Here is an 18,644-nt window from a genome sequence, read left to right as displayed (position 1 = left end):
CTCCACGGCCCCGCACGGGCCCGATTCCCGAGTCCGGCACGGGCTCGATTCCCGAGCTCCGCATGGGCCCGATTCCCGAGTCCCGCATGGGCCCGATTCCCGAGCTCCGCACGGGCCCGACTCCCGAGTCCCGCATGGGCCCGACCCCGCGCACCCCCCACCGGCCCGACCCCGCGCACCCCCCACAGACCCGACCCCGCGCACCCGGAACTCCCCGGCCCCCACGCTCCGCCCCCGGTCCGCCCGTACTCGAGCGGTCCCCCACACGCTGACGCTGTTTCCCGACCAAGGCACGGGCGCGGTCCCGGCCCGGACACGGAGGAGGGGCGCCCCATGGCGCACGACGAGCCGCGAGACGTACCCACCGAGCAGGCCGCGGCAACGGCCGTCGTGCTCGGGGCCACCGGGTTCGTGGGGCGGCACATCTGCACCGCGTTCGAGGCGGGCGGCACCCGGGTGCTGCGCGTCGCACGCGGCGGCGCCCGGGCGGGCGGTGGCCCCGTCACGGCCGTCGATCTCCTGGCCGCGTCCCCCGCCCGGATCGCCCGGCTCCTCGACCGCGCCGGCGCCGACGTCGTCGTCAACGCCGCGGGTGCCGTCTGGGGCACCACCGAGGCGCAGATGCACCAGGCGAACGCGGAGCTGCCCCGCCGTATCGTCGAGGCCCTCGGCCTGCTGCCGACGCGCCCCCGGCTGATCCACCTCGGGTCCGTGCACGAGTACGGTCCGACCCCGTCGGGCGCCCGCATCGCCGAGGACCTGTCACCCGCCCCGGTCGGACCGTACGGCACCTCGAAGCTGCTCGGCGCCCGCGCGGTGCTGGAGGCCGCGCACACCGGCCGGGTGGACGGGCTGGTCCTGCGGATCGCCAACGTGTCGGGGCCGGGCGCCCCGCCCGGCAGCCTGCTGGGCACCGTCGCCGCCCACCTCGCCACCGCCCTCGCCCGCCCCGGCCGGCCCGCGCCCCCGCTTCGGCTGGCCCCGCTGCGGGCCCGCCGGGACTTCGTCGACGCCCGCGACGTCGCCGACGCGGTCGTCGCGGCCGCGCACGCCGACGCGCACGGGCACGTCATCAACATCGGCAGCGGACAGGCCGTCCCCGTACGCCTGCTGACGAGCCGTCTGATCGAGCTCAGCGGACTCCCGGTGGCCGTCGTCGAGGAAGCCGTCGGCGCCGCGCCGCGGGGCGGTACCGGCGGCCGGTCCGACGCGGAGTGGCAGCAGCTCGACATCTCGCGCGCCGCCCGCCTCCTGGACTGGCGGCCGCGCCGGACGCTCGACCAGTCGCTGCGCGATCTGCTGACCGAGGCCGCGCGGGAGTGCGCCGCGCTGGCCGGCTGACCCCAGGAGGTGTCGAGGGGCGTTCGAGCGCCTTGGCCCAGGGTGTGAAGCCGGGCGGGAAGTCCGCGAAGGCGCCCGACACCACGAGAGACGAGGAAGCCATGAGCGATCACAAGGCGCTGGTGCTCGACGAGGTCCGCAAGTACCACCAGGACACCCAGGACGGGCGGCCGTTCGTCCCGGGCGTCACCGAGATCTGGCCGTCGGGGGCGGTCCTCGACGAGGAGGACCGGGTGGCCCTTGTCGAGGCGGCGTTGGAGATGCGGATCGCCGCCGGGCGCAGCTCCCGGAAGTTCGAGTCGGCGTTCGCCCGACGGATGAAGCGGCGCAAGGCGCATCTGACCAACTCCGGGTCCTCGGCGAACCTGTTGGCGACCACCGCGCTCACCTCGCACCTGCTGGAGGACCGGAGGCTGCGCCCGGGCGACGAGGTGATCACGGTCGCCGCCGGCTTCCCCACCACCGTCAACCCGATCCTCCAGAACGGCCTGGTGCCCGTCTTCGTCGACGTCGAGCTGGGCACGTACAACACGACCGCGGCGCGGGTGGCGGCGGCCATCGGCCCGAAGACCCGGGCGATCATCATCGCGCATGCGCTGGGCAATCCGTTCGAGGTGGCCGAGATCGCCCAGCTGGCCGTGGAGCACGAGCTGTTCCTCATCGAGGACAACTGCGATGCGGTCGGAGCCACCTACAACGGGCAGCTCACGGGCACCTTCGGTGACTTCACCACGGTCAGCTTCTACCCGGCGCACCACCTCACCATGGGCGAGGGCGGGATCGTGCTCACCCAGAATCTGGCGTTGGCGCGGATCGTGGAGTCACTGCGCGACTGGGGCCGGGACTGCTGGTGTGAGCCGGGTGAGTCCAACAAGTGCCTGAAGCGGTTCGACTACCAGATGGGCACGCTGCCGGCCGGCTATGACCACAAGTACATTTTCTCGCACGTCGGTTACAACCTGAAGGCGACCGACCTCCAGGCCGCCCTGGGCCTGACCCAGCTGGCGAAGCTGGACGGTTTCATCGCCGCGCGCAAGGCCAACTGGCGGCGGTTGCGTGAGGGTCTGGAGGGTGTGCCGCATCTGCTGCTGCCCGAGGCCACCCCGAACAGTGACCCAAGCTGGTTCGGTTTCGTGATCACGGTCGACCCCGACGCGCCGTTCAGCCGTGCCGCGCTGGTCGATTTCCTGGAGGACCGGAAGATCGGCACCCGGCGTCTGTTCGCGGGCAACCTCACCCGGCATCCCGCCTACATCGGTACCGATCACCGTGTCGTGGGGGACCTGACCAACAGCGACATCGTCACCGAGCAGACCTTCTGGGTCGGCGTCTACCCGGGCCTGACCGACGAGATGCTCGACTACGTCGTGTCCTCCGTCCGCGAGTTCGTCGCCGCCCACTCCTGAACCAGCGACCCTGCCCGACGGAGGCACGGCATGACCACACTCACCGCCCCCACACCCGCACTCCGGTCACGCACCGACACCGGACTGCCCGCACGCCTCGCCCGCTCGGCCGCCGCCCGCGAGGGCGCCCACCTGGCGACCGGCGACTTCGCGGACTGGCTGGCGGCCCGCGGCCGCGCCAACCGCTTCCGGGTCGACCGGATCCCGTTCACCGCGCTGGACGGCTGGTCCTTCGCCGAGGGCACCGGCAACATCGTCCACCGCAGCGGCCGCTTCTTCACCGTCGAGGGACTGCACGTCACCCACGACGACGGCAGCCGCCGCGAGGAGTGGTACCAGCCCATCATCAAGCAGCCCGAGATCGGCATCCTGGGCATCCTGGTCAAGGAGTTCGACGGCGTCCTGCACTGTCTGATGCAGGCCAAGATGGAGCCCGGCAACCCCAACCTGCTCCAGCTGTCCCCGACCGTGCAGGCCACCCGCAGCAACTACACCAAGGTGCACAAGGGCGCCGACGTGAAGTACCTCGAGTACTTCACCGACCCGCGCCGCGCCCGGGTCGTCGCCGACGTGCTCCAGTCCGAACACGGCTCCTGGTTCTACCGCAAGAGCAACCGCAACATGATCGTCGAGGCCGTCGGTGAGGTCGAACTCCACGACGACTTCTGCTGGCTGACGCTGGGTCAGCTCGGTGAGCTGCTGCGCCGCGACAACGTCGTGAACATGGACTCCCGTACCGTGCTGGCCTGCATGCCCTTCGACGGCGACCCCGGACACGCGCTGCACTCCGACGCCGAGCTCAGGTCCTGGTTCACCGCCGAGCGGTCCCGGCACGACGTCGTCGCCGAGCGGGTCCCGCTGGCCTCGCTGCCCGACTGGCGGCTCGGCGAGACGACCGTCTCGCACGACCAGGGCCGCTACTTCGACGTGGTCGCCGTCGACGTGCAGGCCGGCAGCCGCGAGGTCGCCCGCTGGAGCCAGCCTCTGTTCGAGCCGGTGGCCCCGGGCGTCGCCGCGTTCCTCACCCGCGACTTCGGCGGTGTGCCACATGTGCTGGCGCACGCCCGGGTCGAGGGCGGCTTCCTGGACACCGTGGAGCTCGGCCCGACCGTGCAGTACACCCCCGGCAACTACGCCCACCTGCGCGGCACCGACCGCCCGCCCTTCCTCGACCTGGTGCTGGCGGCCGGGCGGGACCGTATCCGCTACGAGGCCGTGCACGCCGAGGAGGGCGGCCGGTTCCTCAACGCCGTCAGCCGCTATCTCGTCGTCGACGCCGACGCCGTGGAGGCGCCGCTGGACCCGCCGCCCGGCTACCGCTGGATCACCCCCTGGCAGCTGTCCTCGCTGGTCCAGCACTCCCACTACGTCAACGTCCAGGCGCGCACCCTGCTCGCCTGCCTCGACCCGGGGACGGGACGGCCGCGGTGAGGCCGCTGCGCGTCGGCGTCCTCGGCTGCGCCGGCATCGCCCGCCGCCGGATGCTGCCCGCCTTCGCCGCCGCCCCGGACACCGAGGTCACGGCGGTCGCGAGCCGGGACGCCGAACAGGCCCGGCGCACCGCCGAGCCCTACGGCGCCCGGCCCGTGCACGGCTACGCAGCGCTCCTGGAGCGGGACGACGTGGACGCGGTGTACGTGCCACTGCCCGCCGCGCTGCACGCGCGGTGGACGGAGGCGGCGCTGCGGGCGGGCAAGCACGTGCTCGCGGAGAAGCCGCTCAGCCTCGAACCGGCCGCGACGGCCGCCCTGTTCAAGCTCGCGCGGGACCGCGGCCTGGTGCTGATGGAGAACGTCATGTTCGTCCACCATCCCCAGCATGCGGCGGTACGGCGCCTGGTCGCCGAGGGTGCCATCGGTGAACTCCGGGGCTTCGGCGCCGCGTTCGCCATCCCCGAGCCGCCGCCGGACGACATCCGGCTCGACCCGGAACTCGGCGGCGGCGCGCTGTGGGACGTCGGCGTCTACCCGGTCCGGGCCGCCCTGCACCTGCTGGGCCCGGACCTGGAGGTGGCCGGCGCCGCCCTCGAACACGGGCCCGGGCAGCGGGTCGAGACGGCCGGGGCGGCGCTGCTGCGCACCGCCTCGGGCGTCCTCGCCCACCTCTCCTTCGGAATGCGGCACGCCTACCGCAACACGTACGAACTGTGGGGCAGCGAAGGGCGGATCACCGTCGACCGCGTCTTCACCCCGCCCGCCGACCACCGGCCCGTGGTCCGCATCGAGCGGGCCGCGGGCACCGAGGAACTCCTCCTCGACGCGGCCGACCAGGTGGCCGCCACCGTCCGCGCCTTCGCCCGCGGCGTGCGCCGGGGCCACATCCCCTTCGCGGACGAGAGCCTGCGCCAGGCGCTGGTCCTGGAGTCGCTGCGCCACCGCGCGCGGCACTGAACCGGAACGGAGGAAAGCCGTGCCCGTGCCATCCACCACCACCGAACCGCGGTCGTCGGCCCAGACGTACGTCGAGATCCTGCAGTTCTACGCCCACCAGATGCACCTTCTCGACGAAGGCGCCGCCGACAAGTGGGCGCTGACCTTCACCGAGAGCGCCTGGCTGGACCTGCCCACCGAGCCGGAGGCACTGCACGGCCGCCGCGCCATCGCGGACGCCGCGCTGCGCCGCCGTATCGAACTCGACGGCTCGGACCACCGGCAGCGGCATCTGCCCAGCTCGGTGACGGTCGCCCCGGGCGAGGGCGCCGCGGTGCGCGCCACCTGCCAGGTCCTGGTGCTGTCCACGCCGCGCGGCCGGCGCCCGTCCCTCGCCCACTCCATGACCTGCGAGGACGTCCTGGTACGCGGCGCGGACGGCTGCTGGCTGGTGCACGACCGGCTGGTCGTCAGCGACTCGACGGGCTGATTCCCGGCCGTAGTGCTCGTGCGGGAGGGCCCTCCGTCGGTACGGAGGGCCCTCCCGCACGAGCACTACGGCCGGTCCGCGCTCCAGCCGACCGGCGGCCGGTCGGTCCCGTCCGCCGGCCACCAGCCGGAGGGCAGGCGCTCGGCGAGCGGGGCATCGGCGCCGTGCCGGGCCCGGGCGAGGGCCAGCACGACGGTGAGTACGGCGGCCAGCTCCGGCCCGGTCGGCGCACCGCGCACCACCCGCAGCAGCGGTTCGGTCCCCGGCCCGCTCACTGGGGCTGGTTCCCGTGCTTGCGGCGGGGCAGCTGCCCGTCCTTGCGACGCAGCACCCCCAGCGCGTCGATGATCCGGGCCCGGGTCTCGGCCGGTTCGATCACATCGTCGACGAGACCGCGCTCGGCGGCGTAGTAGGGGTGCATCAGCTGCTCCCGGTACTCCTCGATGTACCGCTTGCGGGCCAGCTCGGGATCGTCGGCGGCGGCGATCTCCCGGCGGAAGACGACGTTCGCCGCGCCCTCGGCGCCCATCACGGCGATCTCGTTGACCGGCCAGGCCAGCGAGACGTCGGCGCCGATCGAGCGGGAGTCCATCACGATGTACGCGCCGCCGTACGCCTTGCGCAGGATGACCTGCACCCGGGGGACGGTCGCGTTGCAGTAGGCGTACAGCAGCTTGGCGCCGTGCCGGATGATGCCGCCGTGCTCCTGGTCGACGCCGGGCAGGAAGCCGGGCACGTCCACCAGGGTCACGATCGGGATGTTGAAGGCGTCGCAGAGCTGGACGAAGCGGGCGGCCTTCTCGCTGGCGTCGATGTCGAGGACGCCGGCCAGCACCGCCGGCTGGTTGGCGACGATCCCGACGACCCGGCCGTCGAGCCGAGCCAGCCCGCACAGGACGTTGCGGGCCCACGCCTGGTGCACCTCCAGCCAGTCGCCGTCGTCGACGAGCTCGGCGATCACCTGCCGCATGTCGTAGGCCCGGCCGGGGTCCGCCGGCACCAGCTCGGCCAGCGCCTCGGTGCGGCGCTCGGGCGGGTCGGACGACGGGGCGCCGGGCGGCAGTTCGCGGTTGTTGGCGGGCAGCAGGGAGAGCAGGTAGCGCACCTCCTCCAGGCAGGTCTCCTCGTCGTCGTACGCGAAGTGCGCCACCCCGGAGGTGCCGGCGTGGGTGTCGGCGCCGCCCAGCTCCTCCTGGGTGATGCGCTCGCCGGTGACGGCGTGCACCACGTCCGGGCCGGTGATGAACATCTGCGAGGTGCCGCGGACCATGAAGACGAAGTCGGTGAGCGCCGGCGAGTAGGCCGCGCCGCCCGCGCACGGACCCATGATCACGCTGATCTGCGGGATCACCCCGGAACTGCGGACGTTGCGCTGGAAGATCCCGCCGTACCCGGCGAGCGCGGTGACTCCCTCCTGGATCCGGGCGCCCGCGCCGTCGCACAGCCCCACGATCGGCGCCCCGGCGTCGGCGGCCATGTCCATGATCTTGTGGATCTTCTCCGCGTGCGCCTCGCCGAGGGCGCCGCCGAAGACCCGGAAGTCGTGGGCGTAGGCGAACACCGGGCGGCCGTGCACCCGGCCCCAGCCGACGACCACGCCGTCCGTGTGGTGCCGCTTGTGCTCAAGGCCGAACCCGGTGGCCCGGTGCCGGCGGAAGGGCTCCAGCTCGGTGAACTCCCCGTCGTCGAAGAGGAGTCCGAGCCGTTCGCGGGCCGTGAGCTTGCCCTTGGCGTGCTGGGCCTCGGTGGCCCGGCTGCTCGGCCCGCTCCGGATCCGGGCCCGCAGCCCCATGAGTTCGCCGATCCGCGCCCCCATCCGCGGCGGCCCGTCGTCGTATCCGTCGAACCCCTCGTCGTCCGGGAACGGGGCTCGCACCGGACTGTCCTCGACGATGCTCATCGACATGATCCCTTCTCGCTGGCGGAACCGATGACGGGGCAGCATGACGACGGTGACTGGAGAAGTCCTCGACCGGCGCCTCGGCGGGAGGGGCCGGCGACGGCGGCGGCGCGACCGGCATTCGAGTACGGCGCCCTACAGTCCCGGCCCATGGAGATACAGGAGATGGCCGTGCCCGACGCCTACCGGGTCGCTCCGCGCCTGATCCGGGACGCCCGGGGCAGCTTCCACGAGTCGTACAAGTACGGCGAGCTGGCCCGCCGCACGGGCCATGTCTTCCGCCCGTCGCAGGTCAACTACTCGGTCTCCGCCCGCAACACGCTGCGCGGCATGCACGGCGTGGCCATCCCCCCGGGCCAGGCCAAGTTCGTCACCTGCGTACGCGGCATCCTGCTGGACATCGTGGTGGACCTGCGCCTGGGCTCACCGACCTTCGGGGTGTACGACACCACGGTCCTGGACGCCCGCAAGGGCACCTCCGTGTACGTCGCCGAAGGCCTGGTGCACGGCTTCGTGGCACTCACCGACGACGCCTGCATCAGCTACCTATGCTCCACCGCGTACGTGCCCGGCACCCAGTTCGAGATCGCCCCCTTCGACCCGGACCTGTCCCTGCCCTGGGCGAGCTGGCTCACCGGGGAGCCCCTCCTCTCCGACAAGGACCGCGAGGCCCCGACGGTCGCGGCGGCGACGGACCTCGGCATCCTGGCCCACTACGACGAGTGCCTCGCCCTCTACGACCGCCTCCGCACGGAGGCCGGCGAAGACACCGGCCACGAGCCACGCAAAAGGCCCCCCACTGATGTGGAGGGCCTTGCTGTCTGTGCGCCGCCAGGGACTCGAACCCCGGACCCGCTGATTAAGAGTCAGCTGCTCTAACCAACTGAGCTAGCGGCGCCTGCTGACGTCGTAGACCTTAGCATCCTGATCGGCGGACGACGAAATCGATATCCGTACGGCCGCACGGGCCGCCCGCACGGCCGCCCAGAGCAGGATTTCCGGGCCCGGCAGCCACGGGTGGCGGGTGTCCGGGGCGACCAGCCAGCGGGAGTCGGCCGAGGTCGGGGCGGGGATGCCGAGCAGGGGCGGGACGGTCACCGCGTCGCCGTTGCCGTGGCACAGCAGCGGCGGGATCGCGCCGGTGCGGCCGAACTCCTCCCACTGCAGCAGCGAGGGCAGCCGTTGCGCGGTGCCGGGCGCCGCGAACAGCAGCATCCGGCCCCGGTAGGCGGCGACCGGGCCGGAGCCGGGGCCCTCGTCCCACAGTCGGTCGATCATCCGGCGCCCGAAGACCGCGGGCGCGTTGACGACGTCGAAGACGGCGCCGCAGGGCAGTACGAACGGGGCCTCGGGGCGCTCCTCCCAGAGGGCGAGCGTGCTGCGCGGATACGTTCCTGCCGAGGCGAGCCAGGAGGCTCCGTCCGCGGTGACTCCGCTGATGTCGCGTGCGCTGCTCATGGCAACTACATCTACCGGGGGTGAGCAGTCCGTTCCTGAGAGTTGCCGGAATTCGGGACAGGGCGGGGTGAGGAGGCGTATCTTGCTCGCCTGGCATATGCCAAACCGAATCGACGCGTGTTCACACCGGGGTCGGAACGGGCTGGGGACGGGCTTGGCTCATACCGGGTCGGCGGAGTTGCGGCCGCCCTCGGCGCCGCTCAGCAGATCGCGGCCGAACTCGACCATCTTCTTGGCATAGTCCTCGGTCCACCCGGCGCGCTCCGCGATGTCCGCGGGCGTCAGCCGGTCGAAGCGCCGGGGGTCGGCGAGCTGCGCGGCGGCCATCGCCTGGAACTCCACGGCCCGGTCCGCCGCCGCGCGGAAGGCCTGCGTCAGCTCCGTCGCGCGGGCGAGCAGGGCGCGGGGGTCGTCGATCGACTCCAGGTCGAAGAAGTGCTCGGGATCGGCCGCGACCTCCGCGGGCTCGAAGAGCAGGGGCGCGGGGCGCAGCCGCGATTCGTTCCGACGCGGCGTCTGCTCCGCCATGTCTTCTCCTCCTCGTTCGTTCAAGCTCGTACTGACCACCGTCCATTGTCTCGTGCCAGTGCAAGAGGGTCTCGAGAGCCGAGGATCCGGCCCCGGCACTGGCCCCCCACCGGCCCCGCAGTCTCAAGGCGTCCAAGCGACCCGATGTTCCCCCAGCCGAGCCAACACCGCGTGATTCGCCTCCCAGCCGTCAGGGCTGTATTCACTGGCCGCCTCCGGCGGCGTGCCGGACTCCGTCCGGCGAAACGGCGGCGTGATGCTCGGCGTGGATGCTTCGATCACCCCTGCCAGCCCACCCGATGTTCCCCCAGCCGAGCCAACACCGCGTGATTGGCCTCCCACCCGTCAGGAAACTTCACGAGCGTCCCCAGCTGCACCGGCTCCGTCGACGGGTAGTCGTCCAGCAGCTCCGTCACGCCCGCGCGGCAGACCACGATGCAGGCGTGCCGGTGGCGGGAGGCGAGGACGCACAGGCGGCCCGTCTCCAGGTGGAAGGCCGTGGCGTCGGGGCGGCCGGAGAGGGGGTGCAGGACGACCGTGACGTCGTACTCGCGGCCCTGGAGGCGGTTCGCGGTGTCGACGGTGACGTCCGTGACGCCCAGGTCCGCGAGGGCCGCGCGGACCGAGGCCGCCTGATCGCGGTGGGCCGTGCCGACGGCGATGCGGTCGGCGGTGAGGGGGGCGGGGTCCGGTGAGCGCTCCGAGGTGGCCGCGCCACCCCGGTCCAGCAGGCGTCGTACCACCGTCGCCACCGCCCGTACCGCCTCCGGGTCCGTCCGCGGGGTGTGCCGGGCGGGCAGCTCCAGCAGGCCCCAGCCGGACTCCGCGGCCTCGTCGATGACCCGGTCGGGGCCCGAGCCGTCCGAGGGGACGGCGAAGGAGAGGGCGCGGTCGCCGTGGCCGGTGCCGCTGCGGAAAGGGGTGTACGGGTAGAAGGCGTCCGAGACCAGCTGTGCCGCTGAGGCCGGGAGCCGCCAGGAGACCGGGAGGCGGTGCTGCGGCAGCTCGGGGTTGTGCGCCAGCAGGGTGGTGACCGCGGAGGCCGAGGGGTCGTACGACAGTCCCGCCCACTGCTCGCTGCCGACGATCGCGAACGGGTCGAGCTGGCCGGGGTCGCCCACGAACAGCGCCCGCTCGAAGAGGCCGGCCACGGCCAGCAGCGAGTCCGAGCGCATCTGGTACGCCTCGTCGACGATCGCGTGCCGCCACGGCTCGTCGACCTTCACATGAGCCCACTTCGCGGCCGTGGAGATCACGACCGAGAGGCCGGTCAGGTCGGCCGCCTTCGCCGACTTGCGTACGTTCGGCAGGTCGTCGAGCGCCTTGTCGTACGGGTCGGCGTCACTGCTGTGCAGCCGGCCGACCGGCAGCTCGGGGTTCTTCTCGGCGAGCCGCAGCACGAGGTCGTCGACCTGGGCGTTCGTCTGCGCGACCACCATCAACGGGCGCCCCGCGTCGGCCAGTTCGAGCGCGGCCCGCACGACGAGCGTCGACTTGCCGGCACCGGGCGGGGAGTCGACGACCACGCCCCGGTGGGTGCCGTGCAGGGTGTCGTGGAGGATCTCGGCGGTGGCGCGGGAGGCCTCGGCACCGGGGTCGAAAGCCTGGGCGGTCACAGGACGTCCTCCGCGGTCACGGGGTCGGCGGACTCGGTCTCGGCGGCCTCACCGGGCGGCCCGCCGTGCGTCCACGGCGTCGCCTCCGGGTCGGGCAGCCTGGGGCCGCCGCGCTGCTCGTGCTCGAAGAGCGTGAAGCAGAGCCGGTCGCCCTTCTCCGGCACGGACCCGGCCTCGGGCTCCTTGCCGCGGCCCATCTTGTCGAGGACCCGGAGCACCACCACGGCGCCGTCCTCCTCGTACCCGACGAACTCCGCCGACTGCGGCTTCCCGTCCAGCGAGCGGTACACCTTCGCCCGCTCGCCCAGATGCGGCCGGTCGTCGGTGCGGACGGTGACCAGCGGGCGCGGGCTGGGCCGCTTGCTCTCGCTGTACGCCATCGCCACATCCGTGACCTCGCCCGCGAACGCCTCCCCGGACAGCCGTCGCCCGGCCATCACCAGCGGGTCGTCGAGGGCTTCCTGCGCCTCCAGGCGGGCCTGTTCGCGCTCGCGGGAGGCGAGCTTGTTGGCGGCGGTGACGGCGTCGTCGCGGCGTGGCTGCGGGGGTTCGCCGGCGGTGACCCGGTCGCGGTGGGCGGTGAACGACCAGCGGTCGCGGGTCCACCGCTCCTCGACGTGCGCGCCGTCCGGCAGGGCCCGCACCAGGTCGATGCCGTCCCAGACCTTCTCCCAGGTGGGACGGGTCTGGCCCGCGACGAGTTCGCGGATCTCCCGCTCGGCGGCGGTCAGTTGGCCCAACCGGGCGTCCGCCTCCAGACCGTCCTCGGCGGCGGCGAGGGCGGTACGCGCGCGGTCGTGGCGCTCGAGGGCCGGGGCGAGCAGCTTGTTGTCGAAGGCCGGGTCGGTGGCCGGTCCGGCGGGTGGGCAGCGGAGTTGGCCGCGCGGGTCGCGGGCGAGCTCGGCGTGCAGGGCCGCCTCCGCGCCGGACAGGCCCTCCGGCGTGGCGATCCAGGCGAGCAGCGCGCCGAGGTGCTGGTCCTCCAGGTTCGACTGGCCGGTCGCCCAGTGCCGGGACAGGACGTCGGTCATGGCCAGCAGCAGCGACGAGCCGGGGACGCGGGCCCGCTCCCCGTAGTGGGTCAGCCAGCGGCCGAGCAAGGGCACGCGCGGGGGCGCGGGATACGGCGTCTCCGGGTCCTGCTCCGCCGTACGCCTGAGGCGCATGGAGCGGCCGAGGAGCCGTACGAAGTCGACGCCCGTGCGGCTCGGCACGATCAACTGTGGGGCGTCCGCGCACAGTTCGACCTCGACCTTGACCCGCTTGCCGGTCTCGGGATCGGTCTCGTTGCGCTCGGCGGCCTCCACGTCCTCGGCGTAACCGTCGATGTACGGCAGCACGACGTCCGCGAGCTCGGCCAGGAACGCGAACCGCAGATCCCGGTCGCGCGGCTGCGGTACGGCGAGCAGCCGCGGCGCGTCCCGCTCGGTCCCGACGAGCGCCCCGAGCGGAGCCCCGGCCTCACCGGCGGTGGTGAGCGGCACGAACACGAGGGGCCGGGCGGAGAGGTGCCGGTGCCGGACGGTGGCGGCGGGCTGGGCGCGGCCGGTGGTGACGGCTTCCAGGCGGGCGAGGGTGGAGATCAGGGACATGGGGTGACCTCCGGGGCGAGGGCTTCCGACCGCAGCCGCGCAGCCCTCCGCAGTGCCGTCACCGCCGGGTCCTCCGGGTCGCCCGACTCCCCGCGGGCCGCCGACAGGACGTCCTCGACGGTCGTCAACCCGCCCAGTTCCGCGCGGATCGAACGGCCCAGGGTCGTGACCGCGCCGGACTCGCGGGAGCGGGCCCGGCAGTGGAAGGCCAGTTCGCAGGCCGAGAGGCACTCGGGGGCGTAGGTCGCCGGGACCGACTCGACGGCGGCGGTCAGCTCGGGGGCGGGGAGGTCGGGGGCGAAGCAGGTGCCCTCGGGGAGGGTGTCGGCGATGTCCTCGATGCGGGTGAGGCGGGCCAGCTGGCGGCCGGTGACCGCGCGCTGCTTGCGGACGTCGACGGCCGAGGCGGTGGGGAGGTTGGAGAAGTCCTTCGGGCAGACGAGGAGCACCTTGTGCCGTACCTCGGGGGCCGGATCGAGGCGGGCGGCGACCTCCTCCAGCGCCAGCACGTACACCGCCGCCTGCCGGGCAGCCGCGCCCACCTTCGCCGGGTCGGCCGAACCGTCCAGCATCGGGAAGGACTTGATCTCGACGACCGTCCAGCTGCCGTCGGGGTGGACGACCACCGCGTCCGGCTCCAGGAAGGCGGGGGAGCCGGCGACGTCGAGCGCGAGCATCGGATGGTCGAGGAGCGTCCAGGTGCCGGGCGCCTCGGCCGCCTCGCGCAGCGCCAGCGCCGTGCGGGCCGTACGCCCCTCGGGGCCGGTCGCCGTGAGGTCGGGCACGCGCGCGTCGGCGGGCGGTTCGGCGCGGCGGTCCAGCTTCTCGTGCACCAGCCGCAGCAGCTCCGCGCCGCCGTCCGCCTTGACCTTCGCCTCGAACGCGTTGCCCCGCGTCAGCGCGAACTGCGACTGGCCGAAGGCCGACGGGGAGCCCAGCGCGCTCGCCAGCGCCGTCTTGTTCACCCCGGCGCCGTCCAGGATCGCGCGCCGCCTGCAACCCGGGTTGGCGGCGAGGGCCGCGAGGGCGCGCGCGTCGAGGGCCTTGGCCGGTACGTCGGGACCGCGCAGCTCAGCGAGCCGCTGCCGGAGCGCCTTCCCCTGCGTCCGTGGGGGAGGCACTCGGCGCGGCTCCGGATCCGGGCCGGGACTCGCGCTGCCGTGGAAATCGCTCACCCGTGGAAGTCTGGCATCCGGCACTGACAATTGAGGAACCTGCGACCTGAGAGCCCCCTGCGCCGAAGGGCAGCTGCTCCCTGATCCGGTCCGCGCCCCGCATCACGTACGGCGTCAGGAACAGGCCGACGCCCATCACGGCCGCGCCCGCCACCGCGTCCAGGAAGTAGTGGTTGGCGGTGCCCATGACCACGATCGAGGTCAGCAGCGGGTAGGCCACCGCGGCGACCTTCGTCGTACGCGTCCTGCCGTACCGCCACAGCATGACCCCGCACCACAGCGCCCAGCCCACGTGCAGGCTCGGCATGGCCGCGAACTGGTTGGTCATGCCCCCGAGCCCCTTCGGGGCGCTGGCGGCGCCGCCCCACCAGCCGTACGAGCTGTACTGGGCCATGGTGTCGACGAAGCCGTGGCCCGGCGCGAGCAGTCGGGGCGGGCAGGTCGGCAGCAGGGTGAAGCCGATCAGGCCGATGAAGGTGGACGTCATCAGCCAGGTGCGGGCCGCGCGGTAGTGCACGGCACGCGACCTGAACAGCCAGACCAGGATCGCGGGGGTGACCAGGTAGTGCAGCGACGCGTACCAGAAGTCGGCCGGCACGCCGAGCCAGGCCTCGCGGGTGAAGAGCCGGTTCAGCGGGTGCTCGGCGTTGATGTGCAGGAACTTCTCGATGCGCAGGATCGCCAGGCCGTGGTCGACGGCGCCGGTGTTGTCACCGCGGGCGAGGAGCCGGCCGGCCGAGTAGCAGGCGTACACCAGCATGATCAGCGGCAGCTCGGTCCACCAGCGCAGGCGGGTGCGCGGGGCTGCAGCCTCGATGCCCGGTGTCGTCTCGGTCCTCGGCATCCGATCGCCTCCCCCTTCATTCTCGTGCGGCGCCCGGTCGGTGGTCGGGTCGTGCCACTTTACGGCGTACGTGCGCTCCTCGGTGGGGCGCCCCCGGCCCTCAAAGACGCAGAGATCGACCACCGGGTTGCCCTCGGACCGGCCCGATCAGGGTGCGCGATGATGGAGGGGTTCCGCCTGCGAATTCTTCGGAAGGGGTTCTCCTCCCATGGCACCGCGCATCCTGCTGGCCCGGCACGGACAGACCGAGTGGTCGTTGTCCGGCAAGCACACCGGCCGGACCGACGTGCCGCTCCTGGAGGAGGGCCGGCGCGGGGCCAAGCTGCTCGGCGAGCGCCTGCACCGGACCCCCTTCGACGGGCTCCCCGGGGTCGAGGTGCGCAGCAGCCCGCTGGCACGCGCGCGTGAGACGTGCGAACTCGCAGGGTTCGGGGAGCGGGCGGCCGTCTGGGACACGCTCATGGAGTGGGACTACGGCGCCTATGAGGGCATGACGCCGGACGACATCCAGGGCGTGCGCCCCGGGTGGCTGATCTGGCGCGACGGCGTCCCGGAGGGCGAGTCACCCGTCCACGTGACCGCCCGGGCCGACGAGGTGGTGGCGTGGGCGCGGGCGGCCGACCGGGACGTGCTGGTGTTCGCGCACGGGCACATCCTGCGGTCGATCGGGGCGCGGTGGCTGGGTCTGCCGATCGACTTCGCGGCCCGGATCAGGCTGAACCCGGCCTCGCTGTCCGTGCTGGGCTGGGCGTACGGCGAACCGGCCGTCGAGAGCTGGAACGACACGGGGCACCTGGTGTGACCGGAGCCCTTCATGCGGTTCGGGGCAGCGAGGCGTGCCTCTCCAGGAACGCCGACACCCCGGACGCCCGCCGGTGCGGCAGCAGTACGCGTGCCGTCCCCGCCAGCATGGTTTGAATTCTGGACGACTGGACCTGGTCCAGCAGATCCAGGACGCGCATACCCGCCGCCGCGGCCTCGTCCGGACGCCCGCCCCGTGCCAGGTCGTCCGCGAGTTCCGCCGTGTAGAGGGCGATGTTGCGGCTGAAGTGCGGGTTCTGCAGCTGTGCCGCCCGGCGGGCGTGCCGGGACGCGCGCGGCCAGTCGCCGAGCGTCGACCAGCACTGTGCCTCCAGGCCCTCCAGCTCGGCCTCTCCGTAGAAGCTCATCCACTCGGGGTCGGCGTCCGAGGTGCCGCGGTCGTAGAGGGCCTGCGCGCGGGCCAGCGCCTGCTCGCAGCCGGTGCGGTCGGCGAGACCCGCCCAGCCGCCCGCCTCGCGCAGCGCGAGCAGCGACATCAGGCGGGCCGAGCCCAGGGGGCGGGCGACGCGCTGCGCGGCCTGCGCGGCCCGCACCGCCTCCCGCGGCCGCCCCGCGTCACGCGCGAGGAACGCCGTGTTGCAGAAGGCGTGTGCCTCCAGGGCGTCGTCCCCGGTCATCCGGGCGGTCGCGAGCGCCTCGGCGTAGTGCGAGCGGGCGTCGTCGAACCGCCCCGAGTCGTGCGCCAACCAGCCCACCGAGATGGCGAGTTCACCCGCGCCCGAGTGCAGCCGGTCGGCGGTCGTCTGCCGGGTCGCGCCGGCGTCAAGGAGCGCGTAGGCGGCGCGCAACGGCTGTGACGCGCGCCGGTAGAGGCCGTCCGCGCCGTGTCGGTCGTCGAGCAGCCGGATTCTGCGTACGGCCTCTTCCAGCGCGTACGCGTCGCTCGTCCCGGGGCGGCGCACGGGACGTCCCGCCGCCGCGGCGTCGAAGGCGAGCCCGATGGGCCCCAGCGAGGCGGCGGCCACGGTGGCGCCCCCGCCGGTCATGAATGCGCGACGTAGCACGTCGCTCTCCTCGTTCTCGTGCGTCTCGTACGGGTCGTGCTTCTCGTGGTCCTGCGTGTCATACGGCTCGTACGCCCCGGGTGTCTCACCTGGCGCATATGCCAGGCTCGTTGGGTGAACGGGGGGCGCGTCCCCGGCCGCGTGCGCCCGGCGTCCGCGTACGGACGAGCGGGGCGCGAAGCCCAGGTCGGTGAGCGTGCGGCCGGGGAACATGTGCAGGAACACCCGTTCGTACGCGTAGTTGGGGCAGCGGATCTCGCCCGCCTCCACCCGGCCGACGTAGCGCGCGTCACAGCTGACCCGCTCACCGATCTCGCGGGCTGCCCGGCGTACCGCGGCGGCGAACTCGGCCGGCGAGCGCTGGCCGCGCAACTGCCGGAAGACGAGGTTCGGCCGCGGTGGCCGGGTGGGCCGGTACGAAGTCACCTTTGACGACGCCATGGCCGGGTCCTCTCGTGCGAACCGTCGAACCATGCCGGAATTGAGGTGAGTTGTTCGTGTGCCACCCTGTTTCCGGCGGGCAAGAACGTACCTGCTGTGTCGGACCCGCCACGCAGGGTTTGGCTACAAACCGGATATCTCATCCGGGATCCGCCATGAACTGCCATCCTTTGCGGCGGACTTCCGCCGTAGCCGTTGACGCGCGCGTGCGTTGAACTCCACGGACCGGGAGCCACCCGAACTCCCGACCCGCTTCGTTCAAGGAGGGGTTCCGTGGTGGAGGCCGGGATGGAGACGACGCCATTGACGTCGGCGGGGCACACGCCGACTCCCGAGCACAGCGAGCCACCCCCGCCCGGGGGCGCCTGCGACCTGGTCACCGTGCCGGCCCGGCAGGGCCTGGAGGCCGTGGACATCCTGCGCCGCGGGGCCTGCGAGGCGGTCGGGCCCGTACTGCACGACGACGGCTGCGACACCCTGGGCTTCGTCGTCCCGCCCGGCACCGCGGCCGGCTGGGACGTCCCGGGCAGCACCTGTACGGAGACGAACGGCCGCGGCCTCAGCCTGAACCCCGAGCCCCCCGTCGAGGGTTCCGACTGGCTCCTCCCACCCGGCGAGGCCGACCTCGCCACCGACCCGGCGGTCCTGCGCGCCGCGCTCGGCGAGGCGGCCCGGATGATCGAGGCGGCGGACGGCTGCCGGTGACGCCCACGCGCGCGTGCCGACTCCGGTCGCGGCGACCGGCGCGGGCAGGCGGGCCGCCACCGGGCCGTCGATAATGGCCCCATGGGAAAGTCCAGGAACCCCCGGCGCGGGGGAGCTGCCGCCGAGGCCGTCGTCGAGCCCGTCGACGGTGGGCTCGCCCAGCTCATACCCGACCGGGACCGGGCGCGGGCCTGGACGCTGCTGATCGACGGGGCGCCGCAGTCGCACGTCGACCTCGACGACCCCGCCCACCTCTCCTTCGAGTACCAGCGCCGCCTCGGGCACGTCGTCGACCTCGTCGCGCCGCCCGGGAGGCCCATCCACGCCGTGCACCTGGGCGGAGGCGCCTGCACGCTCGCCCGTTATGTCGCCGCCACCCGCCCCCGCTCCACCCAGCAGGTCGTCGAACGCGACGCGGCCCTCGTCCAACTGGTGCGCCGGGAGCTGCCGTTGGACCCGAACGCCCGCATCCGGGTGCGTTCCGTGGACGCCCGCGAGGGGCTCGCGAAGGTCCTGGACGGCTGGGCCGACCTCGTCGTCGCCGACGTCTTCAGCGGCGCCCGCACCCCCGCCCACCTCACCTCGTCCGAGTTCCTGGACGAGGTCCGCCGCGTCCTGCGCCCAGGCGGGTGCTACGCCGCCAACCTCGCCGACGGCCCGCCGCTCGCCCACCTGCGCGGCCAGATCGCCACCGCCGCCGCCCGTTTCCCCGAGCTCGCCCTGATCGCCGACCCGACGGTGCTGCGTGGCAAACGCTTCGGCAACGCCGTCCTGGTCGCCGCCGACACCCCGCTCCCGATCCCGGAACTGACCCGCCGGGCCGCCTCCGACCCCCACCCCGGCCGCGTCGAACACGGCCGCGAACTCCTGGACTTCACCGGCGGCGCGGCCCCGGTCACGGACGCGGCGGCCGTCGCCTCCCCGGCGCCGCCACCGTCGGTGTTCCGGTAGCG

General features: G+C 73.3%; 17 protein-coding genes, 1 tRNA gene and 1 pseudogene. 9 read left to right on the top strand and 10 right to left on the bottom strand.

From position 1 onward, the window contains the following. Positions 1-333: 333 nt before the first annotated feature. From ACQEWB_RS18390 to ACQEWB_RS18370, 5 genes are all read left to right on the top strand, one after another. Positions 334-1,341, top strand: a complete 1,008-nt coding sequence (locus ACQEWB_RS18390) for an NAD-dependent epimerase/dehydratase family protein (RefSeq protein ID WP_432832249.1) — start codon at positions 334-336, stop codon at positions 1,339-1,341. Between the two features lie 101 nt (positions 1,342-1,442). After that, positions 1,443-2,747, top strand: a complete 1,305-nt coding sequence (rfbH, locus tag ACQEWB_RS18385) for a lipopolysaccharide biosynthesis protein RfbH (protein ID WP_432832247.1) — start codon at positions 1,443-1,445, stop codon at positions 2,745-2,747. 30 nt (positions 2,748-2,777) lie between these two features. Beyond that, on the top strand, positions 2,778-4,178 hold the full coding sequence (locus ACQEWB_RS18380) for an NDP-hexose 2,3-dehydratase family protein (RefSeq protein WP_432832245.1): 1,401 nt from the start codon (positions 2,778-2,780) through the stop codon (positions 4,176-4,178). Beyond that, positions 4,175-5,137, top strand: coding sequence for a Gfo/Idh/MocA family protein (locus ACQEWB_RS18375; RefSeq protein WP_432832243.1), 963 nt, complete (start codon positions 4,175-4,177; stop codon positions 5,135-5,137). The genes ACQEWB_RS18380 and ACQEWB_RS18375 overlap by 4 nt, the downstream gene beginning before the upstream one ends. A 25-nt stretch (positions 5,138-5,162) precedes the next feature. Then, positions 5,163-5,606, top strand: a complete 444-nt coding sequence (locus ACQEWB_RS18370; RefSeq protein WP_432832241.1) for a nuclear transport factor 2 family protein — start codon at positions 5,163-5,165, stop codon at positions 5,604-5,606. 65 nt (positions 5,607-5,671) lie between these two features. Here the strand turns inward: ACQEWB_RS18370 and ACQEWB_RS18365 are convergent, their stop codons facing one another. Then, positions 5,672-5,881 carry an acyl-CoA carboxylase subunit epsilon gene (locus ACQEWB_RS18365; protein WP_432832239.1) on the bottom strand — a complete coding sequence of 70 codons (210 nt, stop codon included), beginning with the start codon at positions 5,879-5,881 and terminating at the stop codon, positions 5,672-5,674. Further along, positions 5,878-7,422, bottom strand: coding sequence for an acyl-CoA carboxylase subunit beta (locus ACQEWB_RS18360; protein ID WP_432843879.1), 1,545 nt, complete (start codon positions 7,420-7,422; stop codon positions 5,878-5,880). Before ACQEWB_RS18360 ends, ACQEWB_RS18365 begins: the two co-directional genes overlap by 4 nt. A gap of 114 nt (positions 7,423-7,536) precedes the next feature. Here ACQEWB_RS18360 and ACQEWB_RS18355 point away from each other — a divergent pair. After that, positions 7,537-8,175: pseudogene (locus ACQEWB_RS18355) on the top strand (dTDP-4-dehydrorhamnose 3,5-epimerase family protein); the annotation flags it as partial. Between the two features lie 155 nt (positions 8,176-8,330). Here ACQEWB_RS18355 and ACQEWB_RS18350 read toward each other — a convergent pair. From ACQEWB_RS18350 to ACQEWB_RS18320, 7 genes are all read right to left on the bottom strand, one after another. Then, a tRNA-Lys gene (locus ACQEWB_RS18350) sits at positions 8,331-8,404 on the bottom strand. Further along, positions 8,395-8,964: a bifunctional DNA primase/polymerase gene (locus ACQEWB_RS18345; RefSeq protein WP_432832237.1), complete on the bottom strand. Its 570-nt coding sequence runs from the start codon at positions 8,962-8,964 to the stop codon at positions 8,395-8,397. The genes ACQEWB_RS18350 and ACQEWB_RS18345 overlap by 10 nt, the downstream gene beginning before the upstream one ends. A gap of 159 nt (positions 8,965-9,123) precedes the next feature. Beyond that, on the bottom strand, positions 9,124-9,492 hold the full coding sequence (locus tag ACQEWB_RS18340) for a hypothetical protein (protein ID WP_432832235.1): 369 nt from the start codon (positions 9,490-9,492) through the stop codon (positions 9,124-9,126). A 278-nt stretch (positions 9,493-9,770) separates the two neighbouring features. Next, positions 9,771-11,108: an AAA domain-containing protein gene (locus ACQEWB_RS18335; protein ID WP_432832233.1), complete on the bottom strand. Its 1,338-nt coding sequence runs from the start codon at positions 11,106-11,108 to the stop codon at positions 9,771-9,773. Then, a complete protein-coding gene (locus tag ACQEWB_RS18330) occupies positions 11,105-12,700 on the bottom strand; it encodes a hypothetical protein (protein ID WP_432832231.1) in 1,596 nt (531 codons plus the stop codon). The genes ACQEWB_RS18335 and ACQEWB_RS18330 overlap by 4 nt, the downstream gene beginning before the upstream one ends. Beyond that, on the bottom strand, positions 12,691-13,821 hold the full coding sequence (locus tag ACQEWB_RS18325; RefSeq protein WP_432832229.1) for a hypothetical protein: 1,131 nt from the start codon (positions 13,819-13,821) through the stop codon (positions 12,691-12,693). Before ACQEWB_RS18325 ends, ACQEWB_RS18330 begins: the two co-directional genes overlap by 10 nt. After that, complete coding sequence (locus ACQEWB_RS18320) at positions 13,772-14,719, bottom strand: phosphatase PAP2 family protein (protein ID WP_432832227.1); 948 nt, start codon at positions 14,717-14,719, stop codon at positions 13,772-13,774. Before ACQEWB_RS18320 ends, ACQEWB_RS18325 begins: the two co-directional genes overlap by 50 nt. 208 nt (positions 14,720-14,927) lie before the next feature. On the opposite strand from ACQEWB_RS18320, the gene ACQEWB_RS18315 reads away from it, so the two are divergent. After that, positions 14,928-15,521 carry a histidine phosphatase family protein gene (locus ACQEWB_RS18315; RefSeq protein ID WP_432832225.1) on the top strand — a complete coding sequence of 198 codons (594 nt, stop codon included), beginning with the start codon at positions 14,928-14,930 and terminating at the stop codon, positions 15,519-15,521. Between the two features lie 10 nt (positions 15,522-15,531). On the opposite strand, the gene ACQEWB_RS18310 is transcribed toward ACQEWB_RS18315, so the two are convergent. Then, positions 15,532-16,986, bottom strand: coding sequence for a hypothetical protein (locus ACQEWB_RS18310; RefSeq protein WP_432832223.1), 1,455 nt, complete (start codon positions 16,984-16,986; stop codon positions 15,532-15,534). Between the two features lie 273 nt (positions 16,987-17,259). Between ACQEWB_RS18310 and ACQEWB_RS18305 the strand changes: the two genes are divergently transcribed. Together ACQEWB_RS18305 and ACQEWB_RS18300 are read left to right on the top strand one after the other, a co-directional pair. Continuing rightward, the gene (locus tag ACQEWB_RS18305; RefSeq protein ID WP_432832221.1) at positions 17,260-17,691 is read left to right on the top strand and encodes a hypothetical protein; all 432 of its coding nucleotides are present in this window, start codon (positions 17,260-17,262) and stop codon (positions 17,689-17,691) included. An 81-nt stretch (positions 17,692-17,772) separates the two neighbouring features. After that, positions 17,773-18,642 carry a spermidine synthase gene (locus tag ACQEWB_RS18300; protein ID WP_432832219.1) on the top strand — a complete coding sequence of 290 codons (870 nt, stop codon included), beginning with the start codon at positions 17,773-17,775 and terminating at the stop codon, positions 18,640-18,642. The last annotated feature ends 2 nt before the right edge of the window (positions 18,643-18,644 follow it).

It is taken from the genome of Streptomyces sp. CA-249302, assembly GCF_050936785.1.
In the GTDB taxonomy this organism is placed as follows: domain Bacteria; phylum Actinomycetota; class Actinomycetes; order Streptomycetales; family Streptomycetaceae; genus Streptomyces.
This window is presented reverse-complemented; position numbering and strand designations above follow the sequence as displayed.

Coding starts and splice junctions, on each gene's coding strand:
- rfbH (WP_432832247.1), top strand. CDS start 1,443: ATGAGCGATCACAAGGCGCTGGTGCTCGACGAGGTCCGCAAGTACCAC.
- ACQEWB_RS18310 (WP_432832223.1), bottom strand. CDS start 16,986: ATGGCGTCGTCAAAGGTGACTTCGTACCGGCCCACCCGGCCACCGCGG.
- ACQEWB_RS18320 (WP_432832227.1), bottom strand. CDS start 14,719: ATGCCGAGGACCGAGACGACACCGGGCATCGAGGCTGCAGCCCCGCGC.
- ACQEWB_RS18340 (WP_432832235.1), bottom strand. CDS start 9,492: ATGGCGGAGCAGACGCCGCGTCGGAACGAATCGCGGCTGCGCCCCGCG.
- ACQEWB_RS18390 (WP_432832249.1), top strand. CDS start 334: ATGGCGCACGACGAGCCGCGAGACGTACCCACCGAGCAGGCCGCGGCA.
- ACQEWB_RS18330 (WP_432832231.1), bottom strand. CDS start 12,700: ATGTCCCTGATCTCCACCCTCGCCCGCCTGGAAGCCGTCACCACCGGC.
- ACQEWB_RS18300 (WP_432832219.1), top strand. CDS start 17,773: ATGGGAAAGTCCAGGAACCCCCGGCGCGGGGGAGCTGCCGCCGAGGCC.
- ACQEWB_RS18345 (WP_432832237.1), bottom strand. CDS start 8,964: ATGAGCAGCGCACGCGACATCAGCGGAGTCACCGCGGACGGAGCCTCC.
- ACQEWB_RS18315 (WP_432832225.1), top strand. CDS start 14,928: ATGGCACCGCGCATCCTGCTGGCCCGGCACGGACAGACCGAGTGGTCG.
- ACQEWB_RS18360 (WP_432843879.1), bottom strand. CDS start 7,422: ATGGGGGCGCGGATCGGCGAACTCATGGGGCTGCGGGCCCGGATCCGG.
- ACQEWB_RS18380 (WP_432832245.1), top strand. CDS start 2,778: ATGACCACACTCACCGCCCCCACACCCGCACTCCGGTCACGCACCGAC.